The organism is Mammaliicoccus stepanovicii, assembly GCF_002902525.1.
GTDB classification, from domain to species: domain Bacteria; phylum Bacillota; class Bacilli; order Staphylococcales; family Staphylococcaceae; genus Mammaliicoccus; species Mammaliicoccus stepanovicii.
In genome coordinates, this window is sequence record NZ_PPQZ01000018.1 from 19,447 (window position 1) to 39,241 (window position 19,795).

General features: G+C 32.7%; 18 protein-coding genes and 1 other annotated feature. Of the genes, 6 read left to right on the plus strand and 12 right to left on the minus strand.

Annotation, left to right across the window (positions count from 1 at the left end; all coding sequences use genetic code 11):
* Window positions 1–42 precede the first annotated feature (42 nt).
* From ssb to CD111_RS03770, 3 genes are all read right to left on the minus strand, one after another.
* A complete protein-coding gene (gene ssb / locus CD111_RS03760; RefSeq protein WP_095089984.1) occupies window positions 43–570 on the minus strand; it encodes a single-stranded DNA-binding protein in 528 nt (175 codons plus the stop codon).
* A 31-nt stretch (window positions 571–601) separates the two neighbouring features.
* Window positions 602–895: a 30S ribosomal protein S6 gene (gene rpsF / locus CD111_RS03765; RefSeq protein ID WP_095089986.1), complete on the minus strand. Its 294-nt coding sequence runs from the start codon at window positions 893–895 to the stop codon at window positions 602–604.
* Between the two features lie 166 nt (window positions 896–1,061).
* Window positions 1,062–2,204 carry an FAD/NAD(P)-binding protein gene (locus CD111_RS03770; RefSeq protein ID WP_095089988.1) on the minus strand — a complete coding sequence of 381 codons (1,143 nt, stop codon included), beginning with the start codon at window positions 2,202–2,204 and terminating at the stop codon, window positions 1,062–1,064.
* A gap of 259 nt (window positions 2,205–2,463) precedes the next feature.
* On the opposite strand from CD111_RS03770, the gene CD111_RS03775 reads away from it, so the two are divergent.
* A complete protein-coding gene (locus CD111_RS03775; protein ID WP_095089990.1) occupies window positions 2,464–2,790 on the plus strand; it encodes a DUF3784 domain-containing protein in 327 nt (108 codons plus the stop codon).
* Between the two features lie 153 nt (window positions 2,791–2,943).
* On the opposite strand, the gene CD111_RS03780 is transcribed toward CD111_RS03775, so the two are convergent.
* From CD111_RS03780 to CD111_RS03800, 5 genes are all read right to left on the minus strand, one after another.
* Window positions 2,944–3,612, minus strand: a complete 669-nt coding sequence (locus CD111_RS03780) for an exotoxin beta-grasp domain-containing protein (protein ID WP_095089992.1) — start codon at window positions 3,610–3,612, stop codon at window positions 2,944–2,946.
* A gap of 263 nt (window positions 3,613–3,875) precedes the next feature.
* Window positions 3,876–4,976, minus strand: a complete 1,101-nt coding sequence (gene ychF, locus CD111_RS03785) for a redox-regulated ATPase YchF (RefSeq protein WP_095089994.1) — start codon at window positions 4,974–4,976, stop codon at window positions 3,876–3,878.
* Between the two features lie 3 nt (window positions 4,977–4,979).
* Window positions 4,980–5,177, minus strand: coding sequence for a DUF951 domain-containing protein (locus tag CD111_RS03790; protein WP_095089996.1), 198 nt, complete (start codon window positions 5,175–5,177; stop codon window positions 4,980–4,982).
* Between the two features lie 23 nt (window positions 5,178–5,200).
* On the minus strand, window positions 5,201–6,085 hold the full coding sequence (locus tag CD111_RS03795; protein ID WP_095089998.1) for a mechanosensitive ion channel family protein: 885 nt from the start codon (window positions 6,083–6,085) through the stop codon (window positions 5,201–5,203).
* Between the two features lie 11 nt (window positions 6,086–6,096).
* Window positions 6,097–6,933 (minus strand): ParB/RepB/Spo0J family partition protein, encoded by an 837-nt coding sequence (locus CD111_RS03800; RefSeq protein WP_095090000.1) that lies wholly within the window; start codon window positions 6,931–6,933, stop codon window positions 6,097–6,099.
* Between the two features lie 179 nt (window positions 6,934–7,112).
* Window positions 7,113–7,424: a binding site (T-box leader), on the plus strand.
* A gap of 71 nt (window positions 7,425–7,495) precedes the next feature.
* Here CD111_RS03800 and CD111_RS03805 point away from each other — a divergent pair.
* Genes CD111_RS03805 through CD111_RS03825 form a run of 5 tightly spaced genes read left to right on the plus strand, consistent with a single transcriptional unit; the run spans window position 7,496 to window position 14,577 of the window.
* A complete protein-coding gene (locus CD111_RS03805; protein ID WP_095090002.1) occupies window positions 7,496–8,602 on the plus strand; it encodes a PLP-dependent transferase in 1,107 nt (368 codons plus the stop codon).
* Window positions 8,599–9,771, plus strand: a complete 1,173-nt coding sequence (gene metC / locus CD111_RS03810; RefSeq protein ID WP_095090004.1) for a cystathionine beta-lyase MetC — start codon at window positions 8,599–8,601, stop codon at window positions 9,769–9,771. The genes CD111_RS03805 and metC overlap by 4 nt, the downstream gene beginning before the upstream one ends.
* Window positions 9,728–11,566 (plus strand): bifunctional homocysteine S-methyltransferase/methylenetetrahydrofolate reductase, encoded by a 1,839-nt coding sequence (locus tag CD111_RS03815; RefSeq protein ID WP_095090006.1) that lies wholly within the window; start codon window positions 9,728–9,730, stop codon window positions 11,564–11,566. Before metC ends, CD111_RS03815 begins: the two co-directional genes overlap by 44 nt.
* Window positions 11,560–13,809 (plus strand): 5-methyltetrahydropteroyltriglutamate--homocysteine S-methyltransferase, encoded by a 2,250-nt coding sequence (metE, locus tag CD111_RS03820; protein WP_188350571.1) that lies wholly within the window; start codon window positions 11,560–11,562, stop codon window positions 13,807–13,809. The genes CD111_RS03815 and metE overlap by 7 nt, the downstream gene beginning before the upstream one ends.
* Before the next feature lie 21 nt (window positions 13,810–13,830).
* Window positions 13,831–14,577 carry a cyclase family protein gene (locus CD111_RS03825; RefSeq protein ID WP_095090012.1) on the plus strand — a complete coding sequence of 249 codons (747 nt, stop codon included), beginning with the start codon at window positions 13,831–13,833 and terminating at the stop codon, window positions 14,575–14,577.
* A 110-nt stretch (window positions 14,578–14,687) separates the two neighbouring features.
* Here CD111_RS03825 and CD111_RS03830 read toward each other — a convergent pair whose 3' ends face one another.
* The 4 genes from CD111_RS03830 to mnmG form a co-directional block, all read right to left on the minus strand.
* Complete coding sequence (locus tag CD111_RS03830) at window positions 14,688–16,142, minus strand: carbon starvation CstA family protein (RefSeq protein WP_095090014.1); 1,455 nt, start codon at window positions 16,140–16,142, stop codon at window positions 14,688–14,690.
* Window positions 16,143–16,308: 166 nt separating this feature from the next.
* Window positions 16,309–17,148 carry a nucleoid occlusion protein gene (noc, locus tag CD111_RS03835; protein ID WP_095090016.1) on the minus strand — a complete coding sequence of 280 codons (840 nt, stop codon included), beginning with the start codon at window positions 17,146–17,148 and terminating at the stop codon, window positions 16,309–16,311.
* Between the two features lie 41 nt (window positions 17,149–17,189).
* Complete coding sequence (gene rsmG, locus CD111_RS03840; RefSeq protein WP_095090018.1) at window positions 17,190–17,906, minus strand: 16S rRNA (guanine(527)-N(7))-methyltransferase RsmG; 717 nt, start codon at window positions 17,904–17,906, stop codon at window positions 17,190–17,192.
* On the minus strand, window positions 17,907–19,781 hold the full coding sequence (mnmG, locus tag CD111_RS03845; RefSeq protein WP_095090020.1) for a tRNA uridine-5-carboxymethylaminomethyl(34) synthesis enzyme MnmG: 1,875 nt from the start codon (window positions 19,779–19,781) through the stop codon (window positions 17,907–17,909).
* Window positions 19,782–19,795: the final 14 nt, after the last annotated feature.

Consider the following 19,795-nt stretch of genomic DNA (forward strand, 5'->3'; position numbering starts at 1 on the left):
TCCCTTCTTGTTAAATGTTTATATATACGTTTTTATCAACTATTAAAACGGCAAATCATCATCACTAATATCTATTGGTCCATTAGCATTCGCAAATGGATTGTTTGATTGTTGATTATTATTTGACTGTTGGTTTGAAGGCGCCTTTTGTCCTTGTTGGCTACTACCATAGTCTTGTCCATAATTTTGGAACTCGTTATTATTTTGATTATATGATTGATTATCATTACCAGATTGACGTTGGTTTGTACCTTTAGGTTCAAGGAATTGAACACTATCACAAACAACTTCAGTTACATAAACACGACGACCTTCCTGGTTCTCGTAGCTACGAGATTGTAGACGACCTTCAACACCTGCTAGACTGCCTTTAGATAAGAAATTATTTACATTCTCAGCTTGACGTCTAAAAACAACACAGTTGATAAAGTCAGCTTCTCTTTCACCTTGCTGATTCGTAAAAGTACGATTAATAGCTAAAGTAAAAGTAGCAACTTGAACGCCTGAGGGTGTTACTCTGTATTCCGGATCTTTAGTTAATCGACCGACTAAGACAACACGATTAATCATTTAATCTCCCCCAATATCTTAAAAATTAATATTATTTTTCTTCTTCGCGTACTACGATGTGACGAATGATATCGTCAGAGATTTTAGCTAAACGATCAAATTCGCTGATTGCTTCGTCATTTTCAGACTTAACACGAACGATATTGTAGAAACCATCTGTGAAGTCTTGGATTTCATAAGCTAAACGACGTTTACCCCAATCCTTTTCTTCGATGACTTCTGAACCGTTTGAAGCTAAGATTCCTTTAAAACGTTCAACGACAGCTTTTCTAGCATCGTCTTCGATATTTGGACGTACAATGTACATTACTTCATATGTTCTCATCAATTTACACCTCCTTGTGGTCTATGCGGCCTAATAACTTAGTATTAAGCAAGGAATAATTTTCATTACTCACAATCAAGAATTATAGCATAATACTTTACTTTTTACAATGAGTTTCATAACTGTTTTATGCTATTTCTACTAATTTTTTAAAACGATATATTTCTTAAGAACTAATACGTGCATATTTTTCACTAATTCGATTTGCCGCTTCTCTTCCACCCATAACGTTTCTAGCAAACGCACCAAGTTGTAAATCGGCAAGTCCTCCAGCTACATATAACCCTTCTAACCATTCAAGATTGTATGATATCTCTGGATAACCACATTCTGTTAACGGAGCGTCATATTTATTAATAAGTGATTGTATTAAAGGTTGTTTTAACAATGTATTTTCAAACCCTGTTGCTAATAATATATGATCATAATCATATACGTCTCCGTCATGTGTAATAATAGAATGGTTCTCTATTTTAGCACATGCATTTTCATGTATAGTTAACCTACCTGAAAATATATATTTCTTAATACGTAAGTATAATTCTTGAGGCATCGAACCTTTATGTCGTTCATTCAGTAGCATATTCATTTTTTCTATGGAACTTTCCATGTTTAAAAATCCTTTCATATACTTTGGACCTAACCAACCAGGATCTGCATCAAAATCATGAACTTCTAAAGGTTTTTTAGTCCATAAATGTATATGCTTATCTTCATTTTCCGTTAACAATTTAATAGCTAAATGTATAGCAGAAATACCACTACCTACAATATGAGATGTTTTGTCGTATTCTATAGTTCCATCATCAAAGATATGCTGAATATCTTCATGTTGTGTGAAGATTTCAGGAATATATGGTTTATGATTACAACCTGAAGCTATAATGACATTATCCACTTCCAAATTCTGTCTATTTTCTAATACAACTTCCCACATCTTACCCATACGATGAATATCTATTGCTACATCACAAACGTGACATTCATCCAGACGATATTCCCTAATTAAATCATCTATGTGATCCATAAACATATTCCTTTGAGGTCGTTTATACTGACCATACATCCCACCACTATATTCATTCTTCTTACAATACTGTTTCAAATGAAAAGGATTAGGATGCACATGATGCACAATTGGAGAACGTAAATAAGGCATGCTTATTCTTTCTGTAAACCTACTAAATTGACTACATAATTGATTATTTGGATCAATGATGGTTAAATTCTCATGCTCCAGACCTAAAATCCTTAATTTTAAAGCAATCGTAATTGCTTGAATACCACCACCTACAATACACCACTTCATACTTTCACCTCTATTTATTAATTTACATTATAAATCGTAATCGTTTCGTTTTGAATAATAGTAAAAATATCATCTTTTATTAAAAAAGGCAAGATTCAAAGCATATAATTTCTACTTTAATTTCAATATTTATTTAATTGTTCTCTCCTTATCGTTCACTTATAATGTAAATAAATGGATTTTAATGGCGATAAGACATGACTATATAGAGAAAATGACAAAGTAATAAGTTATCTATTAACTCATTTAGGAGGATATTATGGAAGAAATTGGCATTCTATTATTAGGAATTTTATTTATACTCATAGGTATCTGCCTAAAAAATCATAAATTAATGTTTTTGATAGCTGGATATAACCAAGTTTCTTTAACAAACTCACAAAGTAAATTACTTGGAAAAGCAGTAGGAACCTTTGTGATATTAACTGGTGCGTTAGAAATCCTAGATTACATTAGAATGAATTACTTCGAATCAATAGATTCAAAAATATTTTATATTATTATGGGATTTTTATTTATATTGGGATTATTGAGAATGCATATACAGACAAACCGAATATTCAAAGAAGAAAAGACATTAAAATAAGGGTGAATAAGAAATGTTGTGCTTCTTCCTGTTAAAAACTGACCATGCAATTCAGCATCTTCTATACTGAATTGCAATAAATATTTCTAATAAATCCTTACACATAGTCATATATGTATTAAAAAAAGTGGAATGGCCTTGGCCAATCCACTTTTATAATACTACTTCTATCCCTTTAATACTTTCCGTTTTGATGACATCACTCATACGATGTTCTTGTAATTTTTTGTGTAATTCAAATGTATTTTTGTTTTTTTCATCTCCATTATGCTGAATCGTAATTTTACCTCCATTAACGCCATCTTTATATAATCCTTTTTTCTCGATTAACATTTTTCTAATTTTAAAGTCTAATTCTTTGAGTGATATTTCTTCTTTATCTATATTAATATTGAGATCTTCTAACGGGTTCTTGTCATTTTTAATATTAATTTTGAATGACTTTGGATTACTCAATTTACCTGACTTCGTTACACCACCAATATTGATTTCAACTGTACCTCTATTTGTCGTTTCATTAACTACAAAGACATCATATTTCCCTTGTCCTTCTGTCACACTGTTATAAAAACCACTTGTCACATTTGCTTGAATAACTGGTCCGCCGGGAAGTAAGAACTCTAAGACATTATTATTTTCTTTATAAACTTCAAGGTTTGAAATAGATGTACCTCTTTGTGTGTAGTAACTATATAAATCTAAATTATTATAATTTTGATATTGTGTAGAAGCTGCAGATGCTTCTTGATTTTCTAATACATTACCTGTTGTTGTTAATATGCCAACTGCTAATCCAAATTTTAATAAACTTGATTTATTCATTGTTATTCCTCCGATGTCTGTATAGTTATCAATATTTTATATTATGCCTAGCCAATACTAGATAAGTATACAAACAAAATTATAATAATAGTATTAAATAAATATAAATTAATTCTTAACTACATTTAAGAATTAATGTAAAAAAACACCTCCTCTCAACTGAATAAAATGTTGAAAGAAAGTGTATCTATTAATCCTATATAATCAAATGAGCCAGCGACATTATGCCGCTGGTTCATTTATTGAATAGTCATTATTTATCTCTACACGTTAAATCTAAAGTGTACGACGTCTCCGTCTTTCATTAAGTATTCTTTACCTTCTAATCTTACTTTCCCTGCTTCTTTAGCACCTGTCATACCATTATTGCTTAATAAATCATCGTAACTTACTGTTTCTGCTCTAATGAATCCTCTTTCGAAGTCTGTATGAATAATCCCTGCACATTGCGGTGCTGTCATGCCTTCTATAAATGTCCAAGCTCTAACTTCTTGTTCACCTGCTGTGAAATAAGTTGCTAATCCTAATAAATTATATGATGCACGGATTAGTTTATCTAAGCCGGCTTCTTCTATTCCTAAGTCTTCTAAGAACATTTCTCTATCTTCTTCGTCTAGTGTTGCAAGTTCTTCTTCAATTTTTGCAGAAATTACAATAACTTCTGAGCCTTCATTATGCGCGTAGTCTTCTATTTTTTTAACGAATTCGTTATCTGCTGGATTACCTATTTCTTCTTCTGCTACGTTCGCTACATATAGCATTGGTTTTGCTGTTAATAAACTTAAATGTTTCACGATTGTTTTTTCTTCAGGAGCAAATTCAATACTTCTAACTGGTTCGTTATTTTCTAATGTTTCTTTAATTTTAGCTAATATTTTTTCTTCTGCTACTGCATCTTTATCTTTTTGTCTTGCCATTTTCACTACTCTATCATAGCGTTTTTCTACTGATTCTAAGTCGGCTAAGACTAACTCCATATTGATAACTTCGATATCATCGATTGGATCTACTTTACCTGATACGTGTGTTACATTTTCATCTTCAAAAGCACGTACAACCTGACATATTGCGTCGACTTCTCTTATGTGTGATAAGAATTTGTTTCCAAGACCTTCACCTTTAGAAGCACCTTTAACGATACCTGCTATATCTGTAAATTCAAATGCTGTAGGTACTGTTTTCTTCGGTTTAACTAATTTTGTTAACTCTTGTAAACGATGGTCTGGTACTTCTACTATTCCTACGTTTGGATCGATTGTTGCAAATGGGTAGTTTGCTGCTAATGCTCCTGCTTTTGTTATTGCGTTAAATAATGTTGATTTACCTACGTTAGGTAATCCTACTATGCCAGCTGTTAATGCCATTTGTTATTCACCTTGTCCTTTTTCAATAATTTTTTTTAGTTTTTTATCAAATTCATGTCTTGGTAGCATAATGCTACGTGCACATTCCTCACATTTAATTCTAACATCTGCACCGAGTCTTATGATTTTAAATCTGTTAACCCCACATGCATGTTGTTTTTTCATTTCTACTATATCATTTAAATTATACACTTTACTCATGATACAACCTCCGTTTTGGATGATTATTGTATATTTTTAGGGTTATAAGAAACCATAGTTGGTGATGGTACTTTTATGTTTTCTCTATCAAAGAATGATTTTATTTCTCTTCTTAAAATACGTGCACCTGTTGCATGTGTATTTGGTTCTGTTTCACCTGTCACTTTAATAGTAGATTCACTGCTTGTTACCGCTTCTACACCTAAAATTTCAGGATCCTTGATAAATATTTCGTATTTTTCTTTTATAGTTGGCAAGAATTTTTCTAGTTTGCTTTCTACTACATCTAAGTCTTCATTATTTGATACAGGTATTTCAACAATCGCCATACCGTTATGAATAGAGAAGTTAACAATTTCGTTCATTGTACCATTTGGTAGTATCGTTAAATCTCCTGCAAAAGATAAAATTCTAGTCGATCTCATACCTATAGACTGAACTGTACCCTCAGCAACCGTTGTTCCTGTCGTATTAATTCTTACATAATCTCCTACATCAAATTGATTTTCGAAAATAATGAAAAATCCTGTTATAACATCTTTCACAAGTGTCTGTGCACCAAAACCTATAGCCAATCCGACTACTCCAGCACCAGCAATGATACTTTCAACTCTAATACCTAAATTACCTAAAATTGTAGTAGCTACAATAAACCATACAACATATGAAATGATATTTTGTATTAAGTTCACGAGTGTTTTAGCACGCTTGTCAGACTTCCCTACCCTCTTAGTTCCATATTTCGTAGTGAAGAATTTTTCGACAACCTTTTGAAGTAATTTAATAACAATAAAAGCTATGACGATATATAATATCCCGATGATGATTTGTTCAATCCATTTTTGCCAATTGTCTGGATTCATAAATGGGTCGATTAATTTATGAATGATATGATTTATTTTATTCAAAATTACACCTCTTATTCTTCTAACAATAATTCTATAATTCTCTTATATTCTGACTCTGAGTTAAACTCGAGAGAAATCTTACCTTTTTTATTTGTTTTTGAAATTTCAATGTTAGTTCCATATTTTTCTTTTAATTTATGTTCATGTTTTACAAGAAATTGTGGTTTTTTATCATTTTTATGATGTTGCTTTGTATTTTTATTGGCATTTAGCAATTTGACGTATTCTTCTAATGCACGAACGCTCATTCCTTCAGAGACTACTTTCTGCGCCACATGTGGTATCGATTGTTGTCTTTCAAGTCCTAATAGTGTTCTACCATGAGCACTTGATATCTTATCGTCATTTATCAATGTTTTAACACTTGGTGGTAAGTTCAACAATCTTAATACATTTGCAATGTATGATCTTGACTTCCCTAGCCTATCTGCAACTTCTTGTTGTTTAAGGTTAAGTTCTTCCATCATTGTTGCATAACTTTTTGCTTCTTCAAGAGGCTTGAGATTTTCACGTTGCAAGTTTTCTATAATTGCAAGTTCAAGCATTTCTTCGTCTGTTAGCACTTTGATTATAGCAGGTACTGTATCTTTTCCCGCTAACTTACTAGCACGAAATCTTCTTTCGCCTACAACAATGTCAAAGCCTTTAATTGTTTCTCTTACGACAATAGGTTGTAATACTCCGTGTTGTTCAATCGACTGTGTTAAATCTTTCAAAGCTTCTTCATCAAAGTAATGTCTAGGTTGATAAGGATTTCTTCTTAATTTACTTAATGGTATATCTATAATTTGATCATTACTGTGATTATAAGAAATCTTCTGAGCCAGTTCTTGATTCCTTTCTTTCATCTCATCACCACGTCATATCTATTTTGTTTCACGTAAAACATCCACATTAGATTATAACAATTTTAATGCTGATATGCACAAAAGAAAAATTGATAGATAAATTAAAATATTCAGAAAAGTTGTTGACAAAAAAATTTAAGCATAGTATTGTGTAATATATCAACAACAACATAAGAAATAAAAGCACGATAAAAAGGAAAGTAAATCTTACACTGCATTCACCAGAGAGTTCCCATTTGCTGAAAGGGAATATTGAAAGAAAGATTGAAAATGGCCTTGGAGTGGTGACATCGATATGAGGTGTCAACGGGTTCGCCCGTTATAGCGATACAGTATTAAAGTCTCTTTAATGTTGATGGCGTACTGGAATTAACCACTAATTTTACTGCCATTTTATACATTTTTATATGAGATGACGTACTTATTGAGGTAATGTCAGAAATGCCATTACGAACAAAGGTGGTACCGCGAGCTAAGCTTTCGTCCTTTACATCCGATATATTCGGGTTTAAAGGACGGAAGCTTTTTTTATTTTAAACTTTATCAGAAAGGATTGTTATCCATGAAAGCTACTCAACTTGCTCAAATTTCTTTAACTAAAGATCATACTGGTGCAACTACCAATCCTATATACCTTTCTACTGCTTATCAACATGAAAAATTAGGTTGTTCAACTGGATTTGATTATACAAGAACAAAAAATCCTACTCGATCTCAATTTGAAGAAGCTTTTGCGAAACTTGAAGGGGGTAAATATTCATTTGCAACATCTAGTGGAATGGCAAGCATTCAATTAATTTGCAATATATTTAAACCAAATGATGAAATTCTAGTTTCCTTTGATTTATACGGTGGCACATTTAGACTGTTTGAGTTTTATGAACAACAATACAATATCAAATTTAAATACGTAGATTTTTCAAATATTGAAGAAATAAATGTAGCTATTAACAAGAATACTCGGGCATTTTTCATTGAACCTATTTCTAATCCGTTAATGTGTTCGGTCGATTTAGACCCACTTTATCAAATAGCTAAAGAACACAACATTTTAACCATTATCGATAATACTTTTTTAACACCTTATTTATCCACACCATTAAAAGACGGTGCAGATATTGTATTACATTCAGCTACCAAATATATCAGTGGTCATAATGATGTACTTGCTGGAATTGTGACAGTATATGATGACTATTTAGGAGAAGTGCTTGGACAATTTCATAATATGATTGGCGCAACACTTTCTCCATTCGATAGCTACTTATTATTAAGAGGGTTAAAAACCTTACATCTTAGAATGGATCGAGCAACTTCAAACGCAAAACATTTATCTGTCGCATTAAATCAATTAGACAGCATAGATGAAGTCCTATTCTCTGGACAAACTGGCATGCTAAGCATTCGTTTAAACACTCATTATAGTGTCGATTCATTTTTACAAAATATAAAATTATGTATCTTCGCAGAAAGCTTAGGCGGTACAGAAACATTTATAACATTTCCTTATACTCAAACCCATGTGGACATGGCAGATGAAGAGAAGGATAAACGAGGCATAGATGAATATTTATTACGACTATCAATTGGAATTGAAGACTACGAAGATATTTATGCAGATATACTTCAAGCTCTAAAAAAATCAAAAAAAGAAGGAGTGTCATTATGAGCTATTCAAAAGAAACGTCACTAATTCTCGATTCTACACGCGGACAAGAACATTTATCTAGCAATCAACCATTATATTATTCATCAACTTTCCATCAAAACACGTTAGGTGGGAATGCAGAATTTGATTATGCAAGAAGTGGTAACCCCAATCGTAAATTACTTGAAGAAAAACTAGCCCAGCTAGAAGGTGGTCGCTATGGATTCGCATTTAGTTCAGGAATAGCTGCTATAACTGCCGTCTTCTTAACACTCGAACCAGGAGATCATGTCATTATTCCTGATGATGTATACGGTGGGACTTTTAGATTAACTGAACAAATTCTCAAAAAATTTAATATAGAGTTTACGACAGTAGATCAAACTGATTTATCACAAGTAGAATCAGCTTTACAAAATAATACAAAACTTATCTATGTAGAAACACCTTCTAATCCACTTTTTAAAGTGACAGATATAGATGAAGTAGGGAAAATCGCACACAAAAACAATGCATTATTAGCTGTAGATAACACATTTATGACACCGCTAGGTCAATCACCGCTTCGACTTGGTGCAGATATAGTGATTCATTCAGCTACCAAATTCTTAAGCGGGCATAGTGACCTTATAGCAGGTGCAGTTATCGTAAATGACGAAACACTTAAAGATGATATTTATCTTATTCAAAATGGAACAGGTTCAGGATTAAGCGTCTATGATTCATGGACCTTAACAAAACACTTAAAAACTTTACCTATTCGATTTAAACAATGCGTTCAAAATACTGAGCATGTTTATAGATATTTACGAGATCATGAAGCAATTGAGGCAGTCTATTACCCAATAACAAATGACACGCATTTAAGACAAGCTAAAAATGGTGGTGCTGTATTAGGATTTAGGCTTAAAGATGAATCGAAAGCACAAACTTTTGTCGATCATCTCAATATACCACTTGTTTCTGTAAGTTTAGGTGGTGTGGAAACCATCCTTTCTCATCCAGCAACTATGAGTCATGCTGCCATACCTGAAGAAATCAGATCAGAACGTGGCATTTCAAATGGATTATTTAGACTCTCGGTTGGCTTAGAAGATGTCAAAGAATTAATTACAGATATCGATTGGGCTTTAAAGGAGGCATTGTATGAATCTAACAGAAGCATTAAAGAACCAAATTTTAGTAGCTGATGGTGCTATAGGCACAATCCTTTATTCTGAAGGTTTAGATACTTGCCCGGAAAGTTACAACTTAACACATCCAAAAAAAATCGAACACATACATCGCTCATATATTGAAGCTGGTGCAGATGTTATCCAAACGAATACTTACGGTGCTAATTTCGAAAAATTACAAGACTATCATTTAGAACATCGTGTAAAAGATATACACAAAGCAGCAGTACAAATTGCAAAGCGTGCAAGTAATAAGAACACTTATATACTTGGAACAGTTGGTGGTTTTCGCAACATAAAGAAAAGCGACTTATCTATTGAATCAATTCAATATCACACCGAAATACAAATCGAAACGCTCATAAATGAAGGCGTTGATGGTATTTTGTTTGAAACTTATTATGATTTAGACGAGCTACTGACAGTACTTAGACATACTCGAGCAAAATACGACATCCCGATAATTGCTCAACTCACAGCAAGTAATACTAATTATTTAAGAAACGGTACGCTTATACCAGAGGCATTAGAATCCTTACTTAAAGCTGGAGCAGACGTTGTCGGTTTAAATTGTCATCACGGTCCTTATCATATGCTAAAAACGTTTAAACACATCGACATTCCAAATCATGCATATCTATCTTGTTATCCAAACGCAAGTTTATTAGATTTAGAAGAAAACGAACTAAAGTATAGCAATAATGCAGAATATTTCTCAGATGCAGCTAAAGAACTTGTCAATCAAGGCGTCAGATTAATAGGAGGATGTTGCGGAACAACACCTGAACATATTAATAAAATTAAACAAATCACAAAAAATTTAAAACCTATCACACATAAAAATGTCGTACCTATCAAAACTAAACAATATAAAAAACAAAATAAGATAGAACCAAGTATAAAAGAACTTGTTACAAATAGACCCACCGTTATTGTCGAATTAGACACACCTAAACACTTAGATACATCACAATTTTTTGAAGGCATACAGGCACTCGAAGATGCTGAGGTTGATGCTGTAACAATAGCCGACAACTCATTAGCGAGCGTTAGAATTTCTAACATTGCAGCTGCAAGTGCTATTAAACAACATTATAAAATAAGACCCCTCGTACACTTAGCCTGTCGAGATAGAAATTTAATCGGTCTTCAATCACATCTAATGGGTCTCTCACTGTTAGGTATAAATGATATTTTGGCCATAACTGGTGACCCTTCAAAAGTAGGTGACTTTCCGGGTGCATCAAGTGTATTCGACGTCAATTCAAATGGATTAGCAGAAATTATAACACAATTCAATCAAGGTATTAATGCGGATGGTGACACTTTAAGAAGTAATACGAACTTCTCTGTAGCTGGTGCATTTAATCCAAATGTAAGACGTCTAGAACCTGCAGTAAAGAGACTAGAGAAGAAAATAGAATCTGGTATGGAATATTTCATAACACAACCAGTATATGAACCTGAAAAAGTTAAAGAAATATACGAAGCAACAAAACATATAGATGCACCGATATTTATCGGTGTCATGCCTATAACTAATTATAATAACGCATTGTTTTTACACAATGAAGTTCCCGGTATTAAATTATCAGAAAGCGTACTTAACGCATTCGAAAAAGTGAAAGACGATAGAGATGCTACAAGAAGGCTCAGCATGAGTATGAGCAAACAATTAATAGACGCAATACATCAATATTTTAATGGTTTGTACTTAGTTACACCATTTTTAAAATATGATATGACAGTTGAATTAGCAAAGTATTCAAAATCCATAACTGGTACACAAATTAAGGAGGCAATATTATGACAATTAAAACAGCAAATTTAGGATTTCCAAGACTAGGTAAAAAGAGAGAATGGAAGAAAGCAATTGAAAGTTACTGGGCACAAAAAATAAACAAAGCCGAATTAGATCAAACACTACAAGATTTGCACAAAGAAATTATAAATGTGCAAAAAGACCATCACGTAGACCAAATACCAGCAGGAGATTTTTCATTATACGATCATGTACTAGACACATCATTATTATTTAACATCATTCCTGAACGTTTCCAAGGACGCCCAGTTGATGATGAATTATTATTTGATATCGCTCGAGGAAATAAAGATCATGTAGCTAGTGCATTAATTAAATGGTTTAATACGAATTATCATTATATCGTTCCTGAGTGGGATAATGTTTCGCCTAAATTGAATCATAATGTCCTACTAGAAAAGTTTAATTTCACTAAAGCACAAGGTGTAAACGCTCATCCTGTTATATTAGGACCGATAACTTACGTTGCATTATCAAAAGGCGGAGAACAAAGCTTTGACGAGAAAGTAAGAACTTTACTACCTTTATATAATGAAGTCTTTGAGTCACTTACTAAAGCTGGTGCTGGATACATTCAAGTAGATGAACCAATTCTTGTAACTGATCAAGCAAATGAATTACAAGCAATTACTAAAGAAGCTTATGAATTCTTTAATAAGGAGACACCATCAACTCAAATCGTATTACAAACGTACTTTGAACGTGTAGATTTAAGTTTCGTCGCACAATTACCAGTGTGTGGATTAGGGTTAGATTTCGTTCATGACAATGGTTACAACCTACAACAAATTAAAGATGGACTATTTCCTAAAGATAAAGTTTTATTTGCAGGCATAATAGATGGTAGAAATGTTTGGGCAGCAAATATTGAAGAGAAAAAATTATTAATCGAAACACTACAATCATATGTAAATGAAATTGTTATTCAACCGTCTTCTTCATTATTACATGTACCAGTCACACTAGGAGAAGAAACGTTAGACAACTCTATACGCGACGGACTTAGCTTTGCTACTGAAAAACTAGATGAATTATATGCACTGAAACAATTATTTAACGAACAAGACGATACTTTATACAATCAATTAAAAGAACAATTTGAACGTTTTGAAAATCAATCATTCAAACAACTTGAATATGATTATGATTCAGTTAAATCAGAACGAACTACACCATTTAAAGAGAGAAAAATCGTTCAAGATCAAGTATTGAATTTACCAGATTTACCAACAACAACAATTGGGTCATTCCCTCAATCAAGAGAAGTTAGAAAATATCGAGCAGACTGGAAGAATAATAGAATTTCAGATGAACAATACGAAACATTCCTACAAAACGAAATTAAACGATGGATTGATATTCAAGAAGAAATCGGATTAGATGTATTAGTACATGGTGAATTCGAAAGAAATGATATGGTTGAATTCTTTGGTGAAAAATTAAACGGATTTTTAGTTACGAAATTTGGATGGGTTCAATCTTACGGTTCACGTGCTGTTAAACCACCAATTATTTACGGAGATGTAAAATGGACTGAACCATTAACAGTCAAAGAAACACTTTATGCTCAAAGTTTAACGGACAAACCTGTTAAAGGTATGCTTACAGGTCCAGTAACAATCTTAAACTGGTCATTTGAAAGAGTAGATATACCTAAAAGTGAAGTTCAAGATCAAATCGCATTAGCAATAAATGAAGAAGTACTAGCACTTGAAGAAGCAGGGATTAAAGTAATCCAAGTAGATGAACCAGCATTGCGCGAAGGCTTACCTCTACGTTCTGAGTACCATGAAAAATATTTAGATAAAGCCGTACATTCATTTAGATTATCTACATCTTCTGTCTTAGATTCAACACAAATTCATACGCATATGTGTTATTCACAATTCGGCCAAATCATACATGCTATAAAATCACTAGATGCTGATGTAATTTCAATTGAAACATCTAGAAGTCATGGAGATTTAATTAAAGATTTTGAAGATATCACTTACGATTTAGGTATCGGTTTAGGCGTTTATGATATCCATAGCCCTCGTATACCAACAGAGGAAGAAATTACTGTTGCTATTAATCGTGCATTACAAGAAATAGATCGTTCTTTATTCTGGGTAAATCCAGACTGTGGCCTTAAAACAAGACAAGAAGATGAAGTAAAAGAAGCACTTAACATATTAGTTCAATCAGTTGAAAAGATTCGTCAAGACAACGCTGTTAAACAACCAAATTAATTAATCATTTGAGGTGATATTATGTCATATCCGTTATGGAATACAATTAATCATTTGAAAGAGTTTAAATGGGTAGATTTAACACATACCTTTGACTCAGAATCACCTCATTTTTCATCATTTGAAAATGCAGAAACAAAAACATTATATAAGGTGAAAGATGATGGATTCTTTGCCCAGTCTTGGCAATTTCCTACACAATATGGCACGCATATTGATGCGCCCATACACTTCGTAGAACATAAAAGATATTTACATGAATTAGGTTTGAAAGAAACTGTTTTACCTTTGATCGTGTTAAATTTTTCTGAAGAAGTCAAAAAAGACTCTGACTTTAGATTAACAAAAACTCATATTCTCGACTGGGAAGCTAAACATGGTCCAATAGAAAGCAACACTTTTGTAGCATTTAGAAGTGATTGGTCAAAAAGATGGCCAAACAAAACCGAGTTTGAGAATAAAGACAAAGACGGACAAGAGCATCTTCCTGGATGGTCACTAGATGCTTTACAATACTTATTTGAAGAGAGACATATCAAAGCTATCGGGCATGAAACATTTGATACGGATGCTTCCATTGATATTCGTAAGAATGGTGATATTGTTGGTGAGCGTTATGTACTTGGATTGGATACTTTCCAAATAGAACTGTTAACCGGATTAGATCAATTACCAACTCGTGGTTCAGTAATATTAACCATTAGTCCAAAACCAAAGAATGCACCAGGATTCCCCGTCCGTGCATTCGCTATTTCTCCTAACACGTAGTCTAAGGTCATATCTATTTTTGAGCGAGTATGATTTGTCTTATAGACTTTCTATTCATAAAACAAACCCCATTCAGGTTCTATACAAGTTCCTGAATGGGGTTTGTTCTATTAATATTTAGATACAGTAGATAATCCAATTTTATGTTCTAATTCTATATTATTTTCACTATTTTTACGGTAAAGATAATAGAAATACATAGACCAAAGTATTGTTAATCCTATTGATAACCAATAACTTAAAGTTAAATCCATTCCTAATCCAATCGGCTGACTCAGTATATAAGTGAAAATATTCCAAGTCATAAATAGTGCTGGAATTAATGCCACATAAAAATTCTTATTTGCCAATAATAGATACATGACACCCACCCATAATGCTATGGTTGCCGTAGTTTGATTGGCCCATGAGAAATATCTCCATAAAATCGTGAAATCAATTCTAGTTAAAATAAAACTAATTACGAACATTGGAATTGCAATAGCGAACCTTTTCCATATTTTCTTTTGACCAAAGTTAAAGTAATCTGCTAGAATCATTCTTGCACTTCTAAACGATGTATCACCACTTGTAATTGGTAACACGATAACCCCTAGAATAGCTAACGTGCCAAAGACAGAGCCGAGAAGCATAGTAGACGCTTCACTTACTACTAGTGCCGCTTCACCTTTAGCTAGTACTTCTTGAAGACCACCATATCCACCAAATAAACTCATTGCTGCTGCTGCCCAAATCATCGCAATAATACCTTCAGCAATCATCATGCCATAAAAAATCATTCGACCATTTTTTTCATTGTTTGTTGTTCTAGAAATAATTGGCGATTGAGTAGCATGGAATCCAGATAATGCGCCACATGTAATCGTAAAGAATAATAATGGGAATATCGGTGCAGAATCAGGATGCATATTTTTCAACGTTAATTCTGGAATTTCTGCTCCAGTCATCAATAATCTAACAAATATTCCTATTGCAGAAATCATTAAGATTAGTCCAAAAATCGGGTAAATTTTACCAATAATTTTATCAATTGGTAAAACGGTTGATAAGAAGTAATATAAGAAAATCACAAATATAATAATACCAAGTGCTATTTTTCCATCCATTAATGAATGTAAGAGTAAGGCTGGACTTGTTACGAACACTGTTCCTGTAAGTAACAATAATAATAATGTAAAAACATTAACGAAATGTTTCATAACATTACTTAAAAATTTACCAGCTAATTCCGGTAAATGTGCACCTTTATTTCTAATTGAAATCATCCCGGTTAAATAATCATGCACTGCACCAGCAAATATAGAACCTAATACAATCCAAATAAATGCAACCGGTCCATACAACGCACCCATAATTGGTCCAAATATAGGTCCTACACCAGCAATATTTAATAATTGAATTAGAGAGTTCTTATTTGTAGTCATCGGAACATAATCGATATTATCTCTTTGATCATGCGCCGGCGTTGGTCTTTCATCTTTAACACCAAACATCTTTTCAATGTACTTGCCATATGTAAAATACCCTACTATAAGTAATACAATTGAAACTAAAAATGTAATCATAAATATCCCCCTTGTCTGAAAACGGTTTCATATGAAAATTATAAGTTAGTTATTTATAAAATACAATACTTCTCTAATTATTCTTATATTTAATTGTTTTATTAATTTTTTACAAATAAAGAACTCTACACCAACTTTTTGTTAGTGTAGAGTTCTTTATTTGTATCTATTTTCTTTTATAGACTTTTATTGTGATTTCATAAAAATCTTTATGCTCTTCATCAATACGCTTTACTTTAATGCCTTCTTTTTCAACGTTTTTAATACTTTGTCCTAATACATCAAGTGCTTCAGTAATATCTTGTTCAAATTGAAATTGTTTTGCTTTTACTTTTTCAGAGCCTCTTAATTTTTTTACACGTTCTTCTGTTTGTTTAACGTTTAAGTTTTGAGATTGGATTGTATTTAATACTTCTTGTTGATCTTTATCATCTAAACCAAGTAAAGCTCTTGCATGACGCTCTGTAATTTCACCTTTTTGCAACGAAATTAATATTGGTTCAGACAATTTGAGAAGTCTCAATTTATTGGCAATAAACGATTGACTTTTACCCATACTTACAGCTAAATCTTGTTGTGTAATACCCTCTAAATCTAATAATTTCTTATAGGCTTCAGCTTCTTCTATTGCTGACAAATTCTCACGTTGTATGTTTTCTATAAGTGCAACAGCAGCAGTTTCTTTATCATTTAAAGGTTTAATTATAACTTCAGTTTCAGGTAAATCGTTATACTTTATTGCACGAAATCTACGTTCTCCGGCAATAATTTCATACATACCTTCTTCAATTGGACGAACAACAATTGGTTGTAACAATCCATGTTCTTTTATAGATTGTGCTAACTCTTTAATTTTTGATTCATCAAAGATTTTTCTAGGTTGATAACGATTAGGCACAATTTTTTCTGTTGAAATTACCGCTACATTGCCTTCCGCTCTTGCTTCTTCTATGTGTTCTAACTCTTTGTCTTTAAGTCCAAATAATTTAGAAAAAGGTTTTTTCATTACAATCTGCCTACTTTCATTAATACATATTTCCCAGGAAATTAATTTGTTAATGGTTCTTTATTAGGTGTTCCTGGTTTACGTGGATATTTCTTAGGTGTTTCTTTCAACTTATCTATTTGAATGATTTGTCGTTTGCTATCTTCTAATGGTAGATTAAACTCATTTACATGCTTCACTTTTCCACCTAATACTTTAATAGCAAATTGTGCATCTTCTAATTCTTCATTACCTTGTGAACCTTTTAATGCAACAAACTGTCCACCTTTTTTCACTAGTGGCATACATAGCTCACTTAATACAGATAATCTTGCAACTGCACGTGCCGTAACTAAATCATACGTTTCACGATTTTTACCTTTACCAAAGGTTTCAGCTCTATCATGTACAAAATTGACTTGATCTAGTTCTAACGCATTTGCTAATTCATTTAAAAACTTAATTCTTTTATTTAATGAATCTACTATTGTCACTTGTAGATGTGGATATATGATCTTTAAAGGTATACTTGGAAACCCTGCACCAGCACCAACATCACAAATCGAATGTATATTATTAAAATCTAAATAAAAACTCGGTGTCACAGAATCATAGAAATGTTTTAAATATACTTCTTCTCTTTCTGTAACAGCTGTTAAATTAATTTTTTCATTCCATTCAACTAACATTTCAAAATACGTTTCAAATTGTTTTATTTGGTAATCTGTTAATTCTATTTGTGCTTTTTTAAGCGTATCTATAAATGTTTGTTCATTCATTTAATTCACCTTCTGAATCTTACCTTGTTCAATATAAACAAGTAGAATTGAAATATCAGCTGGATTCACACCTGAAATACGTGATGCTTGTGCTATATCTAGTGGATTTACTTCTTTTAATTTTTCACGTGCTTCACTTGCTAAACTATTAATCGCATCATAATCGATATTTTCAGGTATTTTCTTAGCTTCCATACGTTTTACTTTCTCAACTTGTGCTAATGATTTCTGAATATATCCTTCATATTTCGTTTGGATTTCAACTTGTTCTTGTACATCTTCTGAAACAGGAGATGTTTCTTCTAATACTTCCATAATTGCTTGATAATCCATCTCTGGTCTTCTCAATAAATCTAAAGCTAATATACCGTCTTTAAGTGCTGAACCACCACGACTTTCAATGACATTTTGAGTATGTTCATTTGGTTTCACACGAATACTTTTTAGTCTTTCTTGTTCAGCTTTAATTGCGTCTCGTTTTTGATTAAATTTAGCATATCGCTCTTCAGAAATCATACCGATTTTATGTCCTATATCTGTTAATCGTAAGTCTGCATTGTCATGTCTTAATAGGAGACGGTGTTCCGCTCTTGATGTTAATAATCGATATGGTTCATTTGTACCTTTTGTTACTAAATCATCTATTAATACACCTATATATGCATCAGAACGACTTAATATTACGTCTTCTTTTCCTAATACTTTACCAGCAGCATTAATACCAGCCATTAAACCTTGTCCTGCCGCTTCTTCATATCCAGAAGTACCATTTATTTGACCGGCAGTAAATAAGTTCGTAACAACTTTAGTTTCTAACGTTGGCCATAATTGTGTTGGTACAATTGCATCATATTCAATAGCGTATCCTGCACGCATCATGTCAGCTTTTTCAAGTCCCGGAATTGTTTCTAACATCTTACGTTGAACATGTTCTGGGAGACTTGTTGATAATCCTTGAACATACACTTCTTGTGTTTTACGACCTTCAGGCTCTAGGAATAATTGATGTCTTGGTTTATCATTGAATCTTACAAATTTATCTTCGATTGAAGGACAATATCTTGGACCTGTGCCTTTAATCATACCTGAATACATAGCAGATAAATGTAGATTATCATCTATTACTTTATGTGTTTGTTCATTTGTATATGTTAACCAGCATGGTAATTGATCTAATATATATTCTGTCGTTTCATAGCTAAATGCTCTACCCACTTCATCACCAGGTTGAATTTCTGTTTTACTATAATCAATTGTTCGGCCATTTACACGAGGAGGTGTTCCTGTTTTGAAGCGTACAATATCAAATCCTAATTCTTTCAAATGCTCTGCCAATTTAATAGAAGGCATTTGATGATTAGGTCCACTTGAATATTTCAAATCTCCTAATATAATTTCCCCACGTAAAAATGTTCCTGTTGTTAATACAACAGCATCTGCTTCGTATGTTGAGCCAATAACCATTTCTACGCCTTTTACTTTATTATCTTCTATAATTAAACGCTCAACCATTCCTTGCATTATATCAAGATTTGGTTCATCTTCTAAGACACGTTTCATTTCTTCTTGATATAAAACTTTATCTGCTTGTGCACGTAATGCTCTAACTGCAGGACCTTTACCTGTATTTAACATACGCATTTGGATATGCGTTTTATCTATCGTCTTGGCCATTTGACCACCTAGTGCATCGATTTCTCTTACGACGATTCCTTTTGCTGGTCCACCTACTGATGGGTTACATGGCATGAAAGCAACACTATCTAAGTTAATCGTTAACATTAACGTTTTTGCTCCACGTCTTGCTGAAGCTAATCCCGCTTCAACACCTGCATGTCCAGCACCGACAACAATAACATCATATTTTTGTGTCAAAATTTTTCCTCCTT

Bases quoted from the DNA above. Each gene is read 5' to 3' on its own strand.
- ssb (WP_095089984.1), bottom strand. From the start codon at position 570: ATGATTAATCGTGTTGTCTTAGTCGGTCGATTAACTAAAGATCCGGAA.
- CD111_RS03790 (WP_095089996.1), bottom strand. From the start codon at position 5,177: ATGAGTAAAGTGTATAATTTAAATGATATAGTAGAAATGAAAAAACAA.
- CD111_RS03800 (WP_095090000.1), bottom strand. From the start codon at position 6,933: ATGAAAGAAAGGAATCAAGAACTGGCTCAGAAGATTTCTTATAATCAC.
- CD111_RS03815 (WP_095090006.1), top strand. From the start codon at position 9,728: ATGAATCTAACAGAAGCATTAAAGAACCAAATTTTAGTAGCTGATGGT.
- noc (WP_095090016.1), bottom strand. From the start codon at position 17,148: ATGAAAAAACCTTTTTCTAAATTATTTGGACTTAAAGACAAAGAGTTA.
- CD111_RS03775 (WP_095089990.1), top strand. From the start codon at position 2,464: ATGGAAGAAATTGGCATTCTATTATTAGGAATTTTATTTATACTCATA.
- metC (WP_095090004.1), top strand. From the start codon at position 8,599: ATGAGCTATTCAAAAGAAACGTCACTAATTCTCGATTCTACACGCGGA.
- CD111_RS03770 (WP_095089988.1), bottom strand. From the start codon at position 2,204: ATGAAGTGGTGTATTGTAGGTGGTGGTATTCAAGCAATTACGATTGCT.
- CD111_RS03825 (WP_095090012.1), top strand. From the start codon at position 13,831: ATGTCATATCCGTTATGGAATACAATTAATCATTTGAAAGAGTTTAAA.
- rsmG (WP_095090018.1), bottom strand. From the start codon at position 17,906: ATGAATGAACAAACATTTATAGATACGCTTAAAAAAGCACAAATAGAA.
- ychF (WP_095089994.1), bottom strand. From the start codon at position 4,976: ATGGCATTAACAGCTGGCATAGTAGGATTACCTAACGTAGGTAAATCA.
- rpsF (WP_095089986.1), bottom strand. From the start codon at position 895: ATGAGAACATATGAAGTAATGTACATTGTACGTCCAAATATCGAAGAC.
- CD111_RS03805 (WP_095090002.1), top strand. From the start codon at position 7,496: ATGAAAGCTACTCAACTTGCTCAAATTTCTTTAACTAAAGATCATACT.
- CD111_RS03830 (WP_095090014.1), bottom strand. From the start codon at position 16,142: ATGATTACATTTTTAGTTTCAATTGTATTACTTATAGTAGGGTATTTT.
- CD111_RS03780 (WP_095089992.1), bottom strand. From the start codon at position 3,612: ATGAATAAATCAAGTTTATTAAAATTTGGATTAGCAGTTGGCATATTA.